Origin of the sequence: Actinosynnema sp. CA-299493 (assembly GCF_050946825.1) — a bacterium.
In the GTDB taxonomy this organism is placed as follows: Bacteria; Actinomycetota; Actinomycetes; order Mycobacteriales; family Pseudonocardiaceae; genus Actinosynnema.
Window position 1 is genome coordinate 3,277,284 of the sequence record NZ_CP191993.1, and the last position, 18,315, is coordinate 3,295,598.

The following is an 18,315-nucleotide window of genomic DNA, read 5'->3' on the forward strand; positions in this document are numbered from 1 at the left end:
GCCGACCACCCGATGCCGCGCATCAGTACGACTACGCACGCCGGCGGTCCGGAGCGAGGTGCTCCGGGCCGCCGGCGTGCGAGCGGTCAGGCGAGGGTGCCCGTGACCGACGTGCCGGACTTGGTGACGTAGTAGGTCACCGTGGCGCCGCTCCAGTAGTGGAACGTCAACGTGACCCGCGAACCGTCCGTGACCTCGGCGAAGAACTCGGGCTTCAGCGTCGTGGCGCTCGCGGTGTAGTCGGGCGCGAACGTGACGTCGAACTCCTTGTACGAGGTCCAGTTGTGCGGGCCGGCGTTGCTGCCGTCCGCGTACTTGGCCTCCATCGTCGCCAACTGGTCGCCGCGGAACTGGGTCGGGATGGCGAACGCGCTCGTCGTCCCGGTCGCGTTCTGCAGCACCGGCTTGTCGTAGGTGACCAGGTTGATCCGCCACGGCACGCCCGCCGAGAACCGGGCCGACAGCGTCGCGTTCGTGCCGTACGCCCGCGAACCGCTCAACCGGGTGATCGCCGCCGCCGTGATGGTCAACTGGTCGCCGCTCACCGAGTAGTCCGTGCCGCGCACCAGCTCGGTGCTGCCCTGGCGCAACCCGACGAACGACGTGCCGTTCAGGTTGAGCGTCAGCGTCTTCGCGGTGATCGCCGACGACTTGGCGCTGAACACCTGGTCCGACGACGCCGTGCCGGACCGGGTCGTCCAGCTCGACTTGATCTGCGCGATCAGCTCCGGGTCGCTCCACTGGAACGACGTGCGGCCGAAGTGCTGGCCGTTGTCCCACAGCATGGTGGTGATCTTCTTCGTCCGGGCGTAGTGGCCCAGGAACTCGAAGAACTTCAGCTTCTCGCCCTGCTGGATGGTGCCCGTGTGCCGGTCGAAGCCCAGCAGGCCGTACTCGCCCAGGATGACCGGGACGCCTCGCGCCACGAACGCGTTGGCCACGCGGTCGAACGAGTCGGTCAGGTCCTTCTGCACGGCCGCGTCGAACTTCGTGCCGCCCGCGACGTTCACGCTGAACGGCCAGTAGCCGTAGAAGTGGAACGTGGCGATGAGGTTCGGGTCGTTCAGGGTGGTGAACGTGGCCACCAGCTCGTCGACCCGCGCCTGCTCCGACGACGTGTGCAGGGTCGGCAGGACCAGCAGGCGGGTGGCGTTGTTGCCGCCCGAGCCGCGCACGATCCGGTGGAACGACGTGTTCAGCTCGTGGAGCAGCTGCGCGTTCTGCGCGTCACCCGAGCTGTTGGCGAACTGCGGCTCGTTGACGCTCTCCAGCATCAGCTTCGGCGAGGCGTCCCGGAACGCGGTCGCGATCTGCGTCCACGCCGCGTTGTAGCGGGCCAGCACGTTCGTGCGGTCCGTCGGCATGGCGTTGATCCACTGCCACGAGTCGTGGTGGATGTTGATCATGACGTAGAAGCCGTCCGCCAACGCCCAGTTCACGACCTCCTTCACGCGCGCCAGGTACGCCGCCTCGATGGTGTAGCCGGGCGCGCCGCCCTGGTGCGCGCTCCACGTCACCGGGATGCGGATGCTCTTGAAGCCCTGCGCCCGGACGTTGTCCAGCAGCGCCTCGGTGATGCGCGGGTTGCCCCACGACGTCTCGTCGGCGCCCGTGGCGTCGAGCGAGTTGCCCAGGTTCCACCCCGGCTGCATCTCCGCGACCCGCGCCATGGCGTCACCCGCCGGCGGGTTCGTGGTGGTGGTCGTGGTCGTGGTGGTCGTCGTAGTCGTTGTGGTGCTGGTGGTCGTCGTCGTGTCACCGGTGCAGGTGACGCCGTTGAGCGCGAACGACGACGGGTTCGTGTTCGTGCCCGTCCACGAGCCGTTGAAGCCGAACGACACCGAGCCGTTGGTCGGGATGGAGGCGTTGTAGCCGACGTTGACCGCGGTGACCTGGCTGCCCGACGCCGTGACGGTGGCGCTCCACGCCTGGGTGACCGTCTGACCGGACGGGAACGCCCACGTCAGCCGCCACCCGTTGGTGATCGGGTCGCCCAGGTTGGTGATGCTGACGTTGCCGCTGAAGCCGCCCTGCCACTGGCTCGGCACCGAGTACACGACCCGGCACCCCGCCGCCGCCTGGGCATCGGTCACCGCGACCACGCCCATGCCCGCGAGCAACGAGGCCATCCCGGTGGCCAGCAGGCCAACCCGCCAACGGATTTTTCTCAGCTTGTCTCGCATGTCGGCCATGACGCTCCTCGTAATCGCGTGCGGCAGCGGGAGGGGTGGGAACCGAACGCGCGCGAGCGGTGGGCCGTCGCAGTGGGATATCTCCGGATGCGCCGGTCGCCGCCCCGCGCACCCGCACGCCACGACCGTGGGAACCGGGCGTGGCGGCGTGTTCCAGCGCTGCCTCGCCATGATGTTGGCGGTAACGGATGGGTGACGCAAGGGTTTCGACGCGAATCGACTCCGGATGCGTCCCCGCCAATTCGCAATCGCCTCCGGAAGTCGACATCATTCGACGCTGGCGCCGTCCGCCGTTCGACGAATCCGTCGAACGAATTCGACATCGGACCACGCCAACACCTCACCCGACCGCCGCCGCCCCTCTCTCCTGTCTGCCTGCCGTCTCCTACTGCTCTGCGATGGTGAAGACGAACCTGTAGCCGACGTCCTGCGAACCCGACCGCTTCACCTCGCCTTCACCGCGTGCGACGGTGTAGGCGCCGGTGCCGCCCGTGATGGCCACGGCCGTGTCCTCGAAACCCGCCGCTATCGACTTGTACTTCCGCATGCCGGAGAGGTGGAGTTCGCCGTCGGGCAGTCGGAACGTCGACGTGCAGTGCGCGGTCACCTCCGGCGGCACCGCCGTCGAAACGGCGATCGCGGCGCAGTGCGAATAACCCTCGCCGATCCGCGTGGCGCCGTCGGCTTGGAACAGTTCGCCGCCGCTGACGAACCCGAGGCCGACCGCGGGCGCGACCGGCGCCGAGATGAGCGTTCGCTTCGTCACCACTTCCAAGGTCGTCTGCCGGGTCGTTTCTCCGGCGCGAACCTGGTCCGCGCCCACGAGACCGCCTACGAGCGCGAGGACGAGCCACGGGTTGACCTGCACGACGACACCTCCGGGTTGCGTGATGAAACCGTGTGTGCGTCGGAAGGTAGTTCGCCGCTGACCGCCACCCTCGGTCAACTCCACGTTGGGTTGAAGAATGGGCCACCAACGTGTGAGATCACTTCACCCGACCATGGTTCTGGTCACAAATGTGAATCGGGTCATGAATGTGAACCACATCGTTGATCATTGGTCCGAGAAGCGGATCGACCCCGGTCAATTCCACTGATAAGAAGCAGGCATGACGAGAACAGCGGTCGTGACCGGTGGTGGGACGGGTATCGGCAAGGCGGTCGCCACCGAACTGGTCAAGCGGGGTTTGGACGTCGTGGTCACCGGCAGGCGGGAGGACGTGCTGACCGCCGCCGCGGCGGAGATCGGCGCACGGGCGGTCGTGTTCGACGCCGCCGACCCCGAGCAGGTGCGGGAAGCGCTGGCCGAACTGCCCGACCGGGTGGACGTCCTGGTGAACAACGCCGGCGGCAACATGGCCCGCCGCCGTCCCGCGCCCGAGGGGCTGGCGGACGTGCGCGAGCTGTGGCTGGCGAACTTCGAGTCCAACGTCCTCAGCGCCGTCCTGGTGACCACCGCCCTGGAACCGCGCCTGGCCGACGACGCCAGGGTGGTCACGATCGGCTCCATCGCGGCCCGGCGCGGCTCGGGCAGCTACGGCGCGGCCAAGGCGGCGATCGAGGCGTGGACCGCCGACCTGGCGTTCGCGCTGGGCGGGCGCGGGATCACGGTCAACGTCGTGTCGCCCGGCGTCACCGAGGAGACCGAGTTCTTCGGCGGCACGCTGTCCGAGGAGCGGCGCAAGAAGCTGGTCGGCAACCCCGCCAACGGCCGCACCGCCACCCCCGCCGACATCGCCGCCGCGGTGACCTTCCTGACCTCCCCGGAAGCCGGCCACCTGACCGGTCAGGTCATCGGCGTCAACGGCGGCGCAGGCCTCGGCCGCTAACCCACCCCACCTCGCCTCCGCTCACCCCGCCTCCACCTGCGTCCGCGCCTGCCCACCCCGCACCACCCACCTCCGCGCCTTGCCCGCCTGCCTGGCCCGCGCCCTGACCCGCCCAGCCCTGCGCCCTCGCCTCGCCCTCGCTCCGGTTCAGCCCGCCCTGGCCCGGCTGGTCGGTGGTCTCGGCAGGTCGGGTGGTGACCGTGGTGGCGCTTCGTCGGGTGGTTGGGTGGTTGGGGTCGTGTCGGGCGGGTCGGGTGGGGCGTCGTACCGGGGTCGTGTCGGGGTATCGGGGCGGGCGGGGTGGGGTTGGGCACCTGTGGTCGCCGCCGGCCGGCCGTTTTATCCGGCTAACGTGAGTAATGCTGTTTGGGTTGTCGTAGGTTGCGTTCTTCGCCCGGTCGAGTGATCGGGGCTTGGCGTGGAGGTCGTCGCCCTGCGGCCGAAACCCTGATCTGCCAAGAGCCTGACCTACCGTGCGCCCATGCGGGTGTGTGTTCTGCGGATCTTCCACTGATCGACCACATGGTGGAGGAGGGGTGCCTCAAACCGCCCTACCGGGACGTGCTGCCGGCGGACCACGACTTCGATCGGCTCCTCGCCCGCTGCGCCGACTACCGGATTCCGGACTACACCTGGGGCGGCGAGGAACCCCTGCCGTGGCGGCGAAACCCCTGCCGCACCACGGAGAACTGAGTACGGTGTGGGTCAAAGCGAAGGGATTTCGCAAAGTTTCACGCCATCCGGGGGGAGCAGGCGATGGACATCAACCACTGGCGTCGGCGTTTGGCGGAGCTGTGCGAGGCGCACCGGGTACCCGGCGCTTCACTGGCGGTCCTGGTCGACGGCGAGATCCACGAGTGCGCGACCGGCGTGCTGCACCGCGGCACCGGCGTCGAGGCGACCGCGGACTCGCTGTTCCAGATCGGCTCGATCACCAAGCTCTACACCGCGACCCTGATCATGCAGCTGGTCGCCGAGGGCGCGCTCGACCTGGACGCGCCGGTGGTCTCCGTGCTGCCCGGGTTCGCCGTGGCCGACGCCGTGGCGACCGAGACCGTGACGCCCCGCCACCTGCTGACGCACACCAGCGGCATCGACGGGGACTTCTTCCGCGACACCGGGCGCGGCGACGACTGCGTGGCCGCCTATGTCGCGGCGTGCGCGAACCTCGGCCAGAACCACCCGCCGGGCGCCACGATGTCCTACTGCAACAGCGGGTTCACCGTGCTCGGCCGGATCGTCGAGGTGCTCACCGGCCAGGTCTGGGACGACGCCCTGCGCGAACGCCTGCTCGACCCGCTGGGCGCGCACGACACGATGACCCTGGCCGAGGACGTGCTGAGGTTCCGCTCCGCGCTGGGCCACCTCGGCGAACCCGGCGACGAGCCCGTGCCCGCGCCCATGTGGGGCCTGGCCCGCTCCGCCGGACCGGCCGGGACGATCAACGCCACCGCCGCCGACGTCGTCCGCTTCGCCAAGCTGCACCTCGACGGCGGTCGCGCCCCCGACGGCACGGTGATCCTGCCCGCCGAGCACGTGGCCGCGATGCGCCGGCCGCTCGTGCAGCTGCCCGCGAGCCAGGCGCACCGCATGTGCTGGGGCCTCGGGTGGATCGTCTACGACTGGCCCGGCGGCCCGGTGATCGGGCACGACGGCGCGACGGTGGGGCAGAAGGCGTTCCTGCGGGTCGTGCCCGGCGCGGGCGTGGCGGTCGCGCTGCTGACCAACGGCGGCGTGCCCGCCGAGGTCTCCCAGCGGTTGTTCACCGAACTGCTGGCCGAGCACGCCGGTGTCGTGGTGCCGGACTTCGAACCGCCCGCCGAGCCGCCGGCGCTGGACGTCTCCCGGTACGTCGGCTCCTACGTGCGCGAGGGCTACGACGTGGAGGTGACCGAGCGGGACGGCGTGCTGCACCTGCGCGGCGAGAGCGTCGGCGAGCTCGCCGAGATCAACGCGGTGACCAACGCGGTGCTCGTGCCGGTGGAGGAGGGGTTGTTCGCCGCACGGCGCAACGAGCACGAGCCGTGGGTGCCGGTGGTGTTCTACGCGCTGCCGGACGGCTCGCCGTACCTGCACTTCAGCATGAGGGCCACCCCGAAGAGCTGAGGTGCGCCAGGCCGCCGTCGCGGCGACCGATCAGCGGCTGGTGGCGCTGCCGGCGGAGGAGCCACTGGTGCGGCAACGGCTTGTGCACGACCTGCACGACCTGGCGCAGGCGGACGCGGAGGGCCACCTTCCGGATCACGCTGCCCGTGCCCTGAGCCCCGCCGTGGGTCAGCTGTCCTTGATGGTGATCCCGAGCGTGTGGGCGAACGCCGGCGCGAGGTCGATCGCCTGGGTGGAGGTGATCGTCGCGCCCCGCAGCGAGGCGAAGCCGCTGCGGATGCCCAACTCGGCGGCGTCGCGGAGGTCCACCTCCTTCAGCTTCACGTCGTCGAACCGGAGGTCTTCGAGCGTCGAGCCGGGGAACGTGACGTCGGTGAGCCGGGCGTCGGTGAAGTCGACGTCGCGCAGGACGCAGCCGACGAACGCGACGTCGCGCAGCACGGCGCCGCGCAGGTTGACCGAGACGAGCTTGCAGCCGTGGAACGCGACGCGGCTCAACCCGGCCTCGAACATCGCCACCCCGGCGAACGCGCTGTTCACGACTTCCGCGTCGAGCCACCCGGTCTCGGCGAGGTCGGTGCCGATGACCTGGACGCCGTGCAGCCACACGTCGTTGAACCGCGCGCGCCGCAGCGACCCGTCGGTGAACCGGACGGTGGACAGCGCCGACTCGCTGAACCGCGCGTTGCCCGCGGTGAGCTCGGGGAACTCCCGGTCGGCGATGTGGACGACGTTGTAGTCACCGCCCGACTCCAGCGGCCCGCCGTCGTGGTCTTCGAGGTAACCGGTGAACGGCAGGTCGGCGAGCGCCCGGGGTTCCGACATGCGGGGATGGTAGCCGGCGGTCGACCGGTCCCTCCCGCGTGGCGGTGCCCACACCTCATACCGATAACGATAATCATGTTGCTAGGTTCGGCGTGCTCTGTCACCGAACGCTGGGACGACCCGTGCGCCACCGCTCCTCCACCGCCCTCGCGGCGTGTGCCCTGCTGCTGACCGGGTGCTTCGCCCCTGGCGCGGAACCGTCCGACGGGCGGATCAAGCTCGCGATGCTGCAACCGCCCCGGTCGGGCCTGACCCCGTTCAGCGACGACGCGTTCAAGCTCTCGCGCTGGTCCACCGCGGAAACGCTGGTCACCCTCGACGCGGCCGGCGACGCCCGACCCGGCCTGGCCACCGGGTGGCGGCGGATCTCCGAGCACGCCTGGGAGTTCACCGTCCGCCCGGGCGTGACCTTCCACGACGGCACCGCGTTGACCGCGGCGGCCGTCGCCAACACCCTCACCCGTGCCACCACCGCCTCGCCCAAGCCGCGGATCCTCGACGGCGTCGAGCTGACCGCCGAGCCGGCGGGGGAGGACGTCGTCGTCACCACCGCCACCCCCGACCCCCTGGTGCCGCAACGGCTCTCGTCGCCGCAGTTGGCGATCCTCGCGGAGAGCGCCTACCGCGCGGACGGCGTGGTCGACCCGGTGGGCACCGGCACCGGGCCGTTCCGGCTGGTCGCGGTGAACGGCACGACGACGGCCACGCTCGACCGCCACGACGGCTACTGGGGACCGAAGGCCGCCGCCGAGGGCATCGACGTGTCGTTCGTCCCCGACGGCGCCGCGCGTGCCGCCGCGATCCGCAGCGGTGAGGCGCACATCGCGGAGGCCGTGCCGGTCTCGCAGGCGGCGCTGCTCGACCAGGCGACGATCACCGAGGTGCCGATGCCGCGCACCAACACCCTGTACCTGAACACGGCGGCGGGACCGTTCCGGGACAAGGGGCTGCGCGCCGCCGCACGGGAGGCGATCGACGCGGCCGAGATCGTCCGGAGCGTCTACGAGGGCCGGGCGGACGTCGCCGAAGGGCTGCTCGGACCGGCCCTGCCGTGGGCCGCCGCCGGACGCGTCCCGCTCGCCGACCGCGTCCAGCCCGCCGAGCCCGGTGGCGTCGCGATCACCCTGGCCACCTTCTCCGACCGTGCCGAGCTGCCCGAGGTCGCCTCGGTCCTGCAACAGCAGTTGCAGGACGCGGGGTTCACCGTGACGCAGGTCGTGCGCGAGTACGCGCACATCGAGGAGGACGCGCTGGCCGGGAGGTTCGACGCGTTCATCCTGTCCCGGGCGACCGTGCTGGACTCGGGCGACCCCGTCGCGTACCTGCGGTCGGACTTCACCTGCGCGGGCTCCTTCAACCTCGCGCGGCTGTGCGACGGTGACGTGGACGCGACCGTGCGGACCGCCGCCGCCACCGAGGCGGGCGACCAGCGCCGCGCCGCGATCCTGGCGGCCGAGGCGGCGGTGCTGCGAACCGACGCGGCGATCCCGATGCTGCACGAGCGCGTGATCCAGGGTGACGCGACGTCGGTGGTCGACTCGGCCAAGGACCCGCGCGAGCGAACGCTGGTCACGTCCGCCACCCGGCTGCGGTGACCACCCCGGTCTCCCGCTTCACGCGGCACAGCGCGCTCGTCTCCCGCGTCGGACGGCACGGTGCGTCGGTCTCCCGGGTCGGTGGGGTCGTCGCGGTCGTCGCGGTGATCGGGCTGCTGCCGTGGTTGTCCGGGCGCGACCCGGCGCTGTCGGTGCTGCGCGCCCGTTCCGCCGAGCAGGAGCCGACGGCGGAGGCGCTGGGCGCGGTGCGCCGCGAACTGGGCCTGGACGCGGGTCCGGCGGCGTTGTTCGGCGACTGGCTGGGCGGCGCGCTGCGCGGCGACCTCGGCCGGTCGTGGGTCGGGGGCGGCGAGGTGCTGCCCTCGGTGCTGGCGGCGCTGGGCGTGTCGCTGGCGTTGACGGGCGCGGCGCTGGTGGTGGCGCTGGCGCTGGCCGGCGCGCTGTCGGCGTCGTCGTTCGTGCGCGGTGCGAGGGGGACGGCACGCGCGCGCACCGGTGCTCCGGCGGCCGTCCTCGCCGCGTTGCCCGAGTTCCTGGCAGCCGCGGTGCTGCTGGTGGTGCTGTCGGTGTGGCTCGGCTGGTTCCCGCCCTACGGCTGGCAGGGACCGCGGCACCTGGTGCTGCCCGCGTTGGCGCTGGGACTCCCGGCGGGCGGCATCCTGGGGAGGCTGGTGGACGACGCGCTGCCCGCCGTGTTCGAGGAGCGCTGGGTCGTGCTGTGGCGGTCGTGGGGGTGCTCGCCGCGGGTGATCGGCCGGGCCGCGGCACGTCGTGCGCTGCCCGCCGTGCTGCCGCAGTTCGGGCTGGTCGCCGTCGGGTTGACCGGGGGAGCGGTCGCGGTGGAGGTGGTGTTCGCCGTGCCGGGCCTCGGCCGGACCGCGCTGGGTGCGGCGCGGGCGCAGGACCTGCCGCTGCTGCAAGGGTCCGTGCTCGTCCTGGTGCTGCTGGGGCTGGTGGGCGGTGCGCTCGTGGCCGGTGTCCGGCGGCGGATGCTCGGCCGGGCGTTGCGCGACGAGGCCCTCTCCGCTGCGCCGCCCGTGACGGCGCCCGTCGGTCGGCTGCACCGCGTGGTCGTCGTGGTCAGCGCGGTGGCGTCGGCGGTGGTGGTCTGCTGGGGGCTGTCGCGGGAGCCGCTGCGGGTGGACCCGGCCGCCCGGCTCGCGCCACCGGACTGGGCCCACCCGTGGGGCACCGACGCCCTGGGCCGTGACGTGCTGGCCAGGGTGGGGCACGGCGCGGCGGCCACGCTCGGCGCCACGGTGTCGGTGTGCCTGTGCTCGTTCGCGGTGGCGGTGGTCGTCGGCTTCCTGCCCGGCCTGGCCGAGGGCGCCGCCGAGACCGCCAACGCCGTGCCGCCGGTGATCGCGGGCATCCTGGTCGCGGCGGTCGTCGGACCGGGCACGGTCGGCGCGTCCATCGCGGTCGGTCTCGTCTCCTGGCCGCCCCTCGCCGCCCACGCGGCGGCCCTGGTCCGGGAGAACCGCGCGGCCACGCACGTCACCGCGTTGCGGGCACTGGGCGCCGGGCCGTCCTGGATCGTGACCCGGCACGTCCTGCCCGCGGTCGCCGGTCCCGTCGCCCGGCACGCCGTGCTGCGCCTGCCCGGTATCGCGTTGGCCTTGGCGTCGTTGGGTTTCCTCGGCCTGGGCGCGTCGCCGCCGACGCCGGAGTGGGGCCTGATGCTGGCCGAGTCCCTGCCGTACCTGGAGCGCGCGCCGTGGGCGGCCCTCGCCCCGACCGCGATGCTGCTGCTCCTGGCCACTTCGGCGGTCTCGCTCTCGACCCTGACGGGGCGACGGCGTGACCAGTCCACTCAGGACTCCCGATTGTTCACCCGGAAGAATGGCGCGAAACGGGAATAGGCGGCTGTGGACCACGGGTTGGTGCGGGCATGACCGACACAGGGTTCGACCCGCACGCGCTGCTCGCGAAGAGCCGGATCGGCGTGCTCGCGACGATCAAGGCCGACGGCCGCCCCCAGCTCTCCCCGATCATGCCCTCCTACGACCAGGCCGCGGGCGTCATCCGGGTGTCGACCACGGACCGGACCGCCAAGGCCGCGAACCTGCGCCGCGACCCGCGCGTCGCGCTGGAGGTGACCAGCGAGGACGGCTGGGAGTGGGCCACGGTCGAGGGCACGGCCACGCTCACCGGTCCGGGCACGGACCCGCACGGGCCGGAGGTCGAGGCGCTGGTGGAGTACTACCGCCTCGCCGCGGGCGAGCACCCGGACTGGGACGAGTACCGGTCGGTCATGGTGTCCGACCGGCGGGTGCTCGTGACGATCGAGGTCGACCGGGTGTACGGCCAGAAGGCCAACTGACCGCCTCGCCCGTGCGGTCCACCGGGAACCGCACGGGCGTTCGCCGGGCCGGCTCAGCGCAAGGTCGGCACGTCGCCGTTGCCCACCCGGACGACGTCGACACCGCGCAGCCCGCTCCGCCACGAGGCAACCACATCGGCGAGCACGGCGGCGGACACCGGGTGGCGGCCCAGCCCGATGGCGTACCGCACCGCGTCCGGCGTCCGCTCGACCGGCCGCGGCCACGCGTGCGCGTCCGGCGTCCCGGCCACCTCCAACGCCGTCAGCAACGCCCGCACCCGGCCGCGTACCGGCCCGACCACCTCGTGCGGCACGGTGAGCAGCGCCCACGCGGCGTGCGTCCGGTGCGCGTCGGGTGGCGCGGTCAGCCCGGGAGCGCCGGCCGACACGATCTCCCACGCCCGGTACAGCTCGGCCGTCAGCAGGTCCCGGAAACCCGGGCCGACCTGCTCGGTGCACGACCGCACGGGCGCGGTCGGCGTCATGATCGTCACCGGCGCGCCGGTGCGGCCCGGCGACGTCGTCAGACCGATCGGGTCGCGCCAGTCCCACGCCGCCCACGTCGCGAAGAACCCGGTCGGCAGATCCGGCCCGTCCCACTCGCGCACGGTCCGCGCCGCGAGCACCGACCACCCCAGCCCCGGCACGCCACCGAACGGCGCCGAATCCAGACCACGCGCCCGCGCCCACGCCTTGACCACCCGCGCGAGCCGCGCGAAGTCCTCGGCCCGCCCACCGACCGCCGCCGTCACCGCCTCCGCGTCACCGACGGCGCTCAACGCCACCCCGTCGTCGGCGGCCACCGCGAGGTCCACCCCGAGCCCGTCCACGACCAGGCGGAACCCGGGCGACCGGGCGCCGACCACCGGCCGCACGACCACCCCGGGCAGCGCGGCGGCCACCCGTCCGGCCACCGCCGCCGGCTCCGCGGCCTCGGCGACCAGGTCCAGGTCGGCGTCGGGCAGCCCGCAGCCCATCCGCCGCGAGCCGACGACGTGCACCGCGTCCAGCGCGGCCGACAAGGCGCGGGTGACGCGGTCGGCCACCGCGTCCAGCGACGGTCCCGGCGCGGTGGCCGGCTCCTCGAACCACCGCACCTCGCCCGTGCCGAGCGCGACCGCCGCGCGGGGCAGCACGGGACCGTCGCCCCGCCTCGACAGCAGCACCACCTCGTCCACCCGGTCCGACCGCGCGCCGATCCGCTCGGCCGCCTGCCGGGACCCGCCGACGGTGAGGTGCGGGGTGAAGTCGTGCCCGGTCCGGCAGGCGGGGAACCGCCGCCGCACCGCGTCGTGCAGCGCCGTCCACGGCGTGCGACCGGCCGCGGCCGGGTCGAGCCACACCACGCCCCGCCCGAACTCCCGCACGCCGTCCACCCGCACCGGGAACGGCGGCACGCCGGCGACCGCCTCGGCCAGCAGCGGCACGGCCCGGTCGAAGTCGGACTCCGGCACGAACCCGAACAGCAGCGTCACGTGCGGCGGCCACCGGTCGGCCCGGCGGTCGTGCTCCCGCCGCACCCGTTCGACCTCCTCCCACGGCCCCGGCAGCCACACCACGGCGGTCCGCGGCGTCGGCGGCGAGTCGAGCACGTCGGCGGCCGGCACGACGGCCGCCAACCGCGCCAGCACCCCGTAGTGGTCGGAGGCGAACAGGCCGTCGACGGGCCGGTCACCGACCAGTTCCGCGCCGACGCACCTCGATCCGCCGCGCACGAACACCCGGTCCAGCCGCGACCGCCGGCCGGTCAGCGAGGACACCGCGGCCAGGGGGTTCACCACCGGGTCGAACGTCGGCGGCTCGTCGTCACACGCCTCCAGCCACGCGTCGCGCATCCCGAGCGCGGCGGCCGGCCGCCGGCCGCCGTCGTTGAAGTCGCCGACCAGCACCACGTCGCCGGCCACCCCGGCGAACGCCTCCGCGACCCGCCCGAGCTGCGCGCGCCGCTTGGCGGGCCCGTTCGCGGTGTGGTCGCTGGTCAGGTGGGTGGCCGCGACCACGAGCGGTCCACCGCCGGTCTCGACCACGACCGCGCCGACGGCCTTGTGCGCGCCGAGGGGGAACCGGGCGGCCTCCAGCACGGGCAGCCTGCTCAGCAGCAGCAGCCCGGTGCGGTCGACGTCCGGTCCGGTCGGGTCCACGTCGAGCGTGTAGCGCGCACGCACCCACGGCTGGGCGAGGAGCGCGGCGAGCAGGTCGGGCTCGACCTCCTGCAACGCGATGACGTCCGCGTCGGCCGCGGCCAGCTCGCCGAGCATCAGGGGACGGCGGCGGGCCGTGTCGATGCGGTCGCTGTCGTAGCGGTCCCACAACACGTTCCAGGTGAGGACCGTCGTGGGTCGCACCGCCTCCGACGTCACGGGCGAGGTCGCGTCGGTCGGGGTCGTGGCGGCGGGGGTCGTGTCGGCGGGCGACCAGCCGTGCAGCGGATCCCAAGCGTGCGGGGTGCTCGCCGTGAACACCGGCGCACGCAGGCGGCGCGGCGCGCGCACCCGTCCCGCGCCCGACTCGCCGACGCGGTCGAGCCCGGTGGCCCGGTCCCACACCACCTCGCCGTCCGCCTCCACGAACAGCACCCGGTGCCACGGCACCTCGCCGCCCGGCGTGAACGAGGGCAGCGCGACCCGCTCGGGCCCCGCCCCGCGCCGCCGCACGCCGAGCACGAACCGCGCCGGGTCGAACCGCGGGTCCCAGCGGACCTGGTGGTAGACCTCTTCACTGGTGCGCATCACGACTCCCCGGCGGCGTCCACGTCGTCCACGGCGCCGCCCGCGCCGACGTACCAGGTCCGGTGGGCCTGCCACGGGTACGGCGGGCTGAACCGGCGGACCTGGGCTTCGAGCACCGGGGCGGGCACGGCGTGCGACCGCGACCCGTTGCGCCGGGCGACCTCCCGTTCGTCGACCAGCAGCACCGCGTGCGTCACCATCGCATCGTGCCGCCGCGCGACCGCGTGCACCAACGCCCGTTGCGGCCCGACCAGCGAGGTCGCGTCCCAGACCACGGTCCGGTGCGCGCGCAGCGCCGCGTCGAGCCGGTCGAGCCCCGCCCGCAGCACCCGGCCGTCGGCCCGCTGGTCCGCCCGGTCACCCGCCTCCTCGCGCAGGTCGTCCAACGACACCCGGGCGTCCGCCGCCACCCCGGCGGCGAACGTCGACTTGCCGCTGCCCGACAACCCCACCAGGTGCACCAACGACGGGAAGTCGCCGGAACGCCACCGCCACGTCGCGGGGACGGCCTCCGCCACGTCCAGCACCCGGCCGGCCCGGATGCTCGCGTCCCGCGCCTCGGCCCAGCACCGGTCGGCGGCCGGCCCCGTGCGACCACCCGTGCCCGACCGCTCGCCCAGCCCCGACCGCAACCGGTCGAACGACCCGACGTCCTCGGCGTGCAGGGCGGACCAGGCCACCTGGTCACGCGCGTCCGCGTCGGGCGTGACGGCGGCCGACACGGCGTGCAGCGCGTCGAGGTCCACCGCCGTGGCGAAGCGCAGCAACCCGGCCCGCCGCGCCTCGTCCGGGAACGGCTCGTGCAGCAGCCGGTGCAACCCCACGAGATCGCCGACGCGCCGCGCCACCCCGACCCCGAGCGGACCCGCCAGCAGCGACACCACCCGCCCGCGCCGAAGCCGGTGCGCCGCCGCCGCCAGCACGCCCACCAGCCGGGTCTCCCCGCTCAGCTCCGCCGCCACGGCCGCGGCCGGCTCGACGTCACCCTCGATCCCGACCGCGTCGAGCAGCGCGGACACGTCGAACGGCGCGCCGGACCGCACGTCCCACAGCACGGCGCCGGGCCCGAGCCCGTTCGCCACCACCGGCGCCGTCATCCAGTGCGCGTCGGTCCGCACGTGGTGCGGGCGCACCCACTTCGCCACCCGCCGCCCGAACTCGGCCCGCCCGAACCCCTCGGCGGTCCGCACCACGAACCCCTCCTGCCGCGCCGGGTCGACGCGCAGCCGGCGCAACGCCCGCTCGTCGAACACCCCGCGCCACAGCACCGGGGGAACCGGCACGCCCAGGTCGCGCAGGAACCGCGCGGTCCGGTCCCAGTCGAGGCAGTGGTCGCCGTCCCACACGGAGAACCCGTAGAACCAGCTCTCCAGCTCCGCGTACCCGATCGAGTGACGTGCGTAGACGTTCTCGCCGCAGATCCGCCACCCGCCGGGCAACCGCGCCCCGATCCGCCCCTGGAGCCCCTTGACCCACGACCGGGACGGGTGGTGCCCCGAGTCGAGCGACCGCGCGTGCACCCCGTCCGCGTACAGGGTGGTGTTCTCGCCGTCGAGCTTCTCGGTGACCACCACCTCGCGACCGCGCCACGCGGCGAGGTCGGCGACCCGCACGTCGTCCGCCGCCGCGCCGGGCGACCACGGCAGGTGCGGCGTGCGCGGGTACGGCGTGCGCATGACCCCTCCGACCACTGGATTCGGGTGAACCATAGAGATCGCCCGGCCGGGTCATCGACCGGTTTTCGGCGGTGTCCCGGCCGGCCGGGCGACTGGATACGATGACGATTCGACGAAGGTCGAAGAGAAAGGACGAACGTGGAGACGCTCGAGTTCCAGTCGGAGGCGCGTCAGCTCCTGCGGCTGATGATCCACTCGGTCTACTCGAACAAGGACACGTTCCTGCGGGAGCTGGTGTCCAACGCCTCCGACGCGCTGGACAAGCTCAGGCTGGAGACGTTCCGGGACAAGGACCTGGTCGCGGACACGTCCGACCTGCACGTCGCCATCGACGTGGACCGGGAGGCGCGCACCCTCACGATCCGGGACAACGGCATCGGCATGACCCGCGAGGACGTGATCGGGCTCATCGGCACGATCGCCAAGTCCGGCACCGCCGAGTTCCTGCAGAAGCTGAAGGAGTCGAAGGACTCCGCCGCCTCGCAGGACCTCATCGGCCAGTTCGGCATCGGCTTCTACTCCTCGTTCATGGTCGCCGACAAGGTCACGCTCGTGACCAGGCACCCGCGCGGGGAGGGCGTCCGGTGGGAGTCCGCCGGCGAGGGCACCTACACGATCGAGGATGTCGAGGACGCGCCGCAGGGCACCTCCGTCACCCTCCACCTCAAGCCGGCCGACCCCGAGGACCACCTCGCCGACTACACGTCGACCGCGAAGATCACCGAGGTGGTCAAGCGGTACGCCGACTTCATCACCTGGCCGATCAGGATGGCGAAGGAGGACGGCGCGGAGCCGGCCACGATCAACTCGCGCAAGGCGCTGTGGGCGCGGCCCGCCTCCGAGGTCACCGAGGACGAGTACGCCGAGTTCTACCGGCACGTCAGCCACGACTGGAACAAGCCGCTCGAGACGATCCGGATGCACGGCGAGGGCGTGTTCGAGTACCAGGCGCTGCTGTTCATCCCGTCCCAGGCGCCGCTGGACCTGTTCATGCGCGAGCGCAAGCGGGGCGTGCAGCTCTACGTCAAGCGCGTCTTCATCATGGACGACTGCGAAGAGCTGATGCCGGAGTACCTCCGGTTCGTCAAGGGCGTGGTGGACGCCCAGGACCTGACGCTCAACGTGTCGCGCGAGCTGCTCCAGCACGACCGCCAGATCCAGCAGGTGCGCCGCCGGTTGGTGAAGAAGGTGCTCTCGACCGTCAAGGGCATGATGGCCGACAAGCCCGAGTCGTACGAGACGTTCTGGCGGGAGTTCGGCGGCGCGGTCAAGGAAGGCCTGCTCGCCGACCCCGACAACCGCGAGGCGATCCTCGACATCGCCTCGTTCGCCTCGACTGCCGACGCGGAGAAGCCGACCACGCTCGCCGGCTACGTCGAGCGGATGAAGGACGACCAGCGGCACATCTACTACATGACCGGCGACTCGCGGGCCACGGTGGAGAACTCGCCGCACCTGGAAGCGCTGCGGGCCAAGGGCTTCGAGGTGCTGATCCTCACCGACCCGATCGACGAGATGTGGGTCGACGCCGTGCCGGGGTACCGGGACAAGACGTTCCAGTCGATCGCCAAGGGGCAGGTCGACCTGGAGACCGAGGAGGAGAAGGCGCAGGCGCAGGAGCGGCAGAAGGACTTCGCCGACTTCCTGGCCTGGCTGACGACCACCCTGGCCGACCAGGTCAAGGAGGTGCGGCTGTCCTCGCGCCTCACCACGTCGGCCGCGTGCGTCGTCGGCGACGCGCACGACCTGACCCCGACCCTGGAGAAGATGTACCGGGCGATGGGCCAGGAGCTGCCGCCGGTCAAGCGGATCCTCGAGCTCAACCCCGACCACGCCCTGGTCTCGGGCCTGCACCAGGCCTTCGCCGACCGCGGCGGGGACGACGCGTCGCTCGCCGAGTCGGCCGAGCTGCTGCACGGCATGGCGCTGCTCGCCGAGGGCGGCGACCTGCCCGACCCGTCCCGCTTCGTCCGGCTGATGTCGGACCACCTGGAGCGGGCGCTGTGAAGTCGTGACCGGCGCGGTGGCCCCCACCACCGCGCCGGTCACCGTTCTCGCGGTCGGCGGCTGCGCCGACCGGTCCCCACCTCGACCGCGGCTTCCGCGCCGAACTGATATTGGGCAGACTCTGGACCGCCGTCACGAAACTGCCGTATGTTCGCCGTCATGGAGCTGCGAGGGAAGGTCGCCCTGGTCACCGGCAGCGGCCGTGGCCTGGGCCGGGCGTACGCCGAAGCCCTGGCCCGGGCGGGCGCGGCGGTCGTGGTCAACGACGTGGACGCCGAGGCGGCGGGCGCGGTGGTGGAGGCGATCGTGGCCGGGGGAGGACGCGCGGTCGCCGCGGTCGCGCCGGTCGGGCCGACCGCGACCGCCGACCGGCTGGTCACGGCCGCCGTCGAGGAGTTCGGCGGGCTGGACGTCCTGGTCGCCAACGCGGGCATCCTGCGCGACCGGGTGCTGTGGAAGATGTCGGACGACGACTTCGACGCCGTGCTCGACGTGCACCTGCGCGGCACGTTCACCTGCGCCCGCGCGGCGGCGGTGCGGATGCGGGAGCAGGGCCGGGGCGGCAGCCTGGTGCTGATCTCGTCACCGGCCGGCCAGCGCGGCAACTTCGGGCAGACCAACTACGCGGCGGCGAAGGCGGGCATCGTCGCCATGGCCCGCACGTGGGCGCTGGAGCTGGCTCGCGCGGACATCGCGGTCAACGCCGTGGTGCCGGTCGCCGCGACCGGGATGACCCGGACCATCCCGGCCTTCGCGCCCGTCATCGAGGAGGCCGAGCGCACCGGCGCGCCGTTCCCGGACTGGCTGCGCCGGGACGAGGGCCTGGGCACGGTCGAGGACGTCGCGTCGCTGATCGTCTACCTGGCCTCCGACGCGGCCCGGCACATCACGGGCCAGGCCATCGGCATCGGCGGTGACCGGCTCGCCCTCTGGTCGCACCCCCGGGAGAAGGCGGTGGCGCTCGCCGACGGCGGGTGGACCACGGCCGCCATCGCCGAGTCGTGGGCCACCGGCGTCGGCGCGGAACCGGAGACCTACGGCATCCCCGCGCCCACCCCGCCGGCGGCGTGAC

The 18,315-nt window shown here is 73.0% G+C and carries 14 protein-coding genes; 8 read left to right on the plus strand and 6 right to left on the minus strand.

Translation table 11 applies throughout. The features are described 5' to 3' along the window. Positions 1 to 86: 86 nt before the first annotated feature. Positions 87 to 2,192 (minus strand): cellulase family glycosylhydrolase, encoded by a 2,106-nt coding sequence (locus ACQPYE_RS15215; RefSeq protein WP_498721857.1) that lies wholly within the window; start codon positions 2,190 to 2,192, stop codon positions 87 to 89. Positions 2,193 to 2,577: 385 nt separating this feature from the next. Continuing rightward, positions 2,578 to 2,958 carry an allene oxide cyclase barrel-like domain-containing protein gene (locus tag ACQPYE_RS15220; protein ID WP_498721858.1) on the minus strand — a complete coding sequence of 127 codons (381 nt, stop codon included), beginning with the start codon at positions 2,956 to 2,958 and terminating at the stop codon, positions 2,578 to 2,580. 343 nt (positions 2,959 to 3,301) lie between these two features. On the opposite strand from ACQPYE_RS15220, the gene ACQPYE_RS15225 reads away from it, so the two are divergent. The 3 genes from ACQPYE_RS15225 (at position 3,302) to ACQPYE_RS15235 (ending at position 6,127) form a co-directional block, all read left to right on the plus strand. Continuing rightward, positions 3,302 to 4,021, plus strand: a complete 720-nt coding sequence (locus ACQPYE_RS15225) for an SDR family NAD(P)-dependent oxidoreductase (RefSeq protein ID WP_498721860.1) — start codon at positions 3,302 to 3,304, stop codon at positions 4,019 to 4,021. A gap of 522 nt (positions 4,022 to 4,543) precedes the next feature. Beyond that, the gene (locus tag ACQPYE_RS15230) at positions 4,544 to 4,714 is read left to right on the plus strand and encodes a hypothetical protein (protein ID WP_498721862.1); all 171 of its coding nucleotides are present in this window, start codon (positions 4,544 to 4,546) and stop codon (positions 4,712 to 4,714) included. A 63-nt stretch (positions 4,715 to 4,777) separates the two neighbouring features. Next, on the plus strand, positions 4,778 to 6,127 hold the full coding sequence (locus tag ACQPYE_RS15235) for a serine hydrolase (RefSeq protein ID WP_498721863.1): 1,350 nt from the start codon (positions 4,778 to 4,780) through the stop codon (positions 6,125 to 6,127). Here the strand turns inward: ACQPYE_RS15235 and ACQPYE_RS15240 are convergent. Further along, positions 6,099 to 6,266, minus strand: coding sequence for a hypothetical protein (locus tag ACQPYE_RS15240; RefSeq protein ID WP_498721864.1), 168 nt, complete (start codon positions 6,264 to 6,266; stop codon positions 6,099 to 6,101). The two genes, ACQPYE_RS15235 and ACQPYE_RS15240, sit on opposite strands and share 29 nt — an antisense overlap. Positions 6,267 to 6,295: 29 nt before the next feature. Beyond that, the gene (locus ACQPYE_RS15245; protein ID WP_498721867.1) at positions 6,296 to 6,952 is read right to left on the minus strand and encodes a pentapeptide repeat-containing protein; all 657 of its coding nucleotides are present in this window, start codon (positions 6,950 to 6,952) and stop codon (positions 6,296 to 6,298) included. Positions 6,953 to 7,074: 122 nt separating this feature from the next. Here ACQPYE_RS15245 and ACQPYE_RS15250 point away from each other — a divergent pair, with 122 nt between their 5' ends. The 3 genes from ACQPYE_RS15250 to ACQPYE_RS15260 are packed head-to-tail and all read left to right on the plus strand — an operon-like array spanning position 7,075 to position 10,831. After that, positions 7,075 to 8,547: an ABC transporter substrate-binding protein gene (locus ACQPYE_RS15250; protein WP_498721868.1), complete on the plus strand. Its 1,473-nt coding sequence runs from the start codon at positions 7,075 to 7,077 to the stop codon at positions 8,545 to 8,547. Continuing rightward, complete coding sequence (locus ACQPYE_RS15255; protein ID WP_498721869.1) at positions 8,544 to 10,370, plus strand: ABC transporter permease subunit; 1,827 nt, start codon at positions 8,544 to 8,546, stop codon at positions 10,368 to 10,370. The genes ACQPYE_RS15250 and ACQPYE_RS15255 overlap by 4 nt, the downstream gene beginning before the upstream one ends. 29 nt (positions 10,371 to 10,399) lie before the next feature. Beyond that, complete coding sequence (locus ACQPYE_RS15260) at positions 10,400 to 10,831, plus strand: PPOX class F420-dependent oxidoreductase (RefSeq protein WP_498721870.1); 432 nt, start codon at positions 10,400 to 10,402, stop codon at positions 10,829 to 10,831. Positions 10,832 to 10,884: 53 nt separating this feature from the next. Here the strand turns inward: ACQPYE_RS15260 and ACQPYE_RS15265 are convergent, their stop codons facing one another. Both ACQPYE_RS15265 and ACQPYE_RS15270 read right to left on the minus strand, forming a co-directional pair. After that, positions 10,885 to 13,560 carry an RNA repair domain-containing protein gene (locus ACQPYE_RS15265; RefSeq protein WP_498721872.1) on the minus strand — a complete coding sequence of 892 codons (2,676 nt, stop codon included), beginning with the start codon at positions 13,558 to 13,560 and terminating at the stop codon, positions 10,885 to 10,887. Next, a complete protein-coding gene (locus ACQPYE_RS15270) occupies positions 13,560 to 15,236 on the minus strand; it encodes an RNA ligase family protein (RefSeq protein ID WP_498721874.1) in 1,677 nt (558 codons plus the stop codon). Before ACQPYE_RS15270 ends, ACQPYE_RS15265 begins: the two co-directional genes overlap by 1 nt. 186 nt (positions 15,237 to 15,422) lie before the next feature. On the opposite strand from ACQPYE_RS15270, the gene htpG reads away from it, so the two are divergent. Then, complete coding sequence (gene htpG, locus ACQPYE_RS15275) at positions 15,423 to 17,243, plus strand: molecular chaperone HtpG (protein ID WP_498722916.1); 1,821 nt, start codon at positions 15,423 to 15,425, stop codon at positions 17,241 to 17,243. A 159-nt stretch (positions 17,244 to 17,402) separates the two neighbouring features. Next, a complete protein-coding gene (locus ACQPYE_RS15280; protein WP_498721875.1) occupies positions 17,403 to 18,314 on the plus strand; it encodes an SDR family oxidoreductase in 912 nt (303 codons plus the stop codon). The last annotated feature ends 1 nt before the right edge of the window (position 18,315 follow it).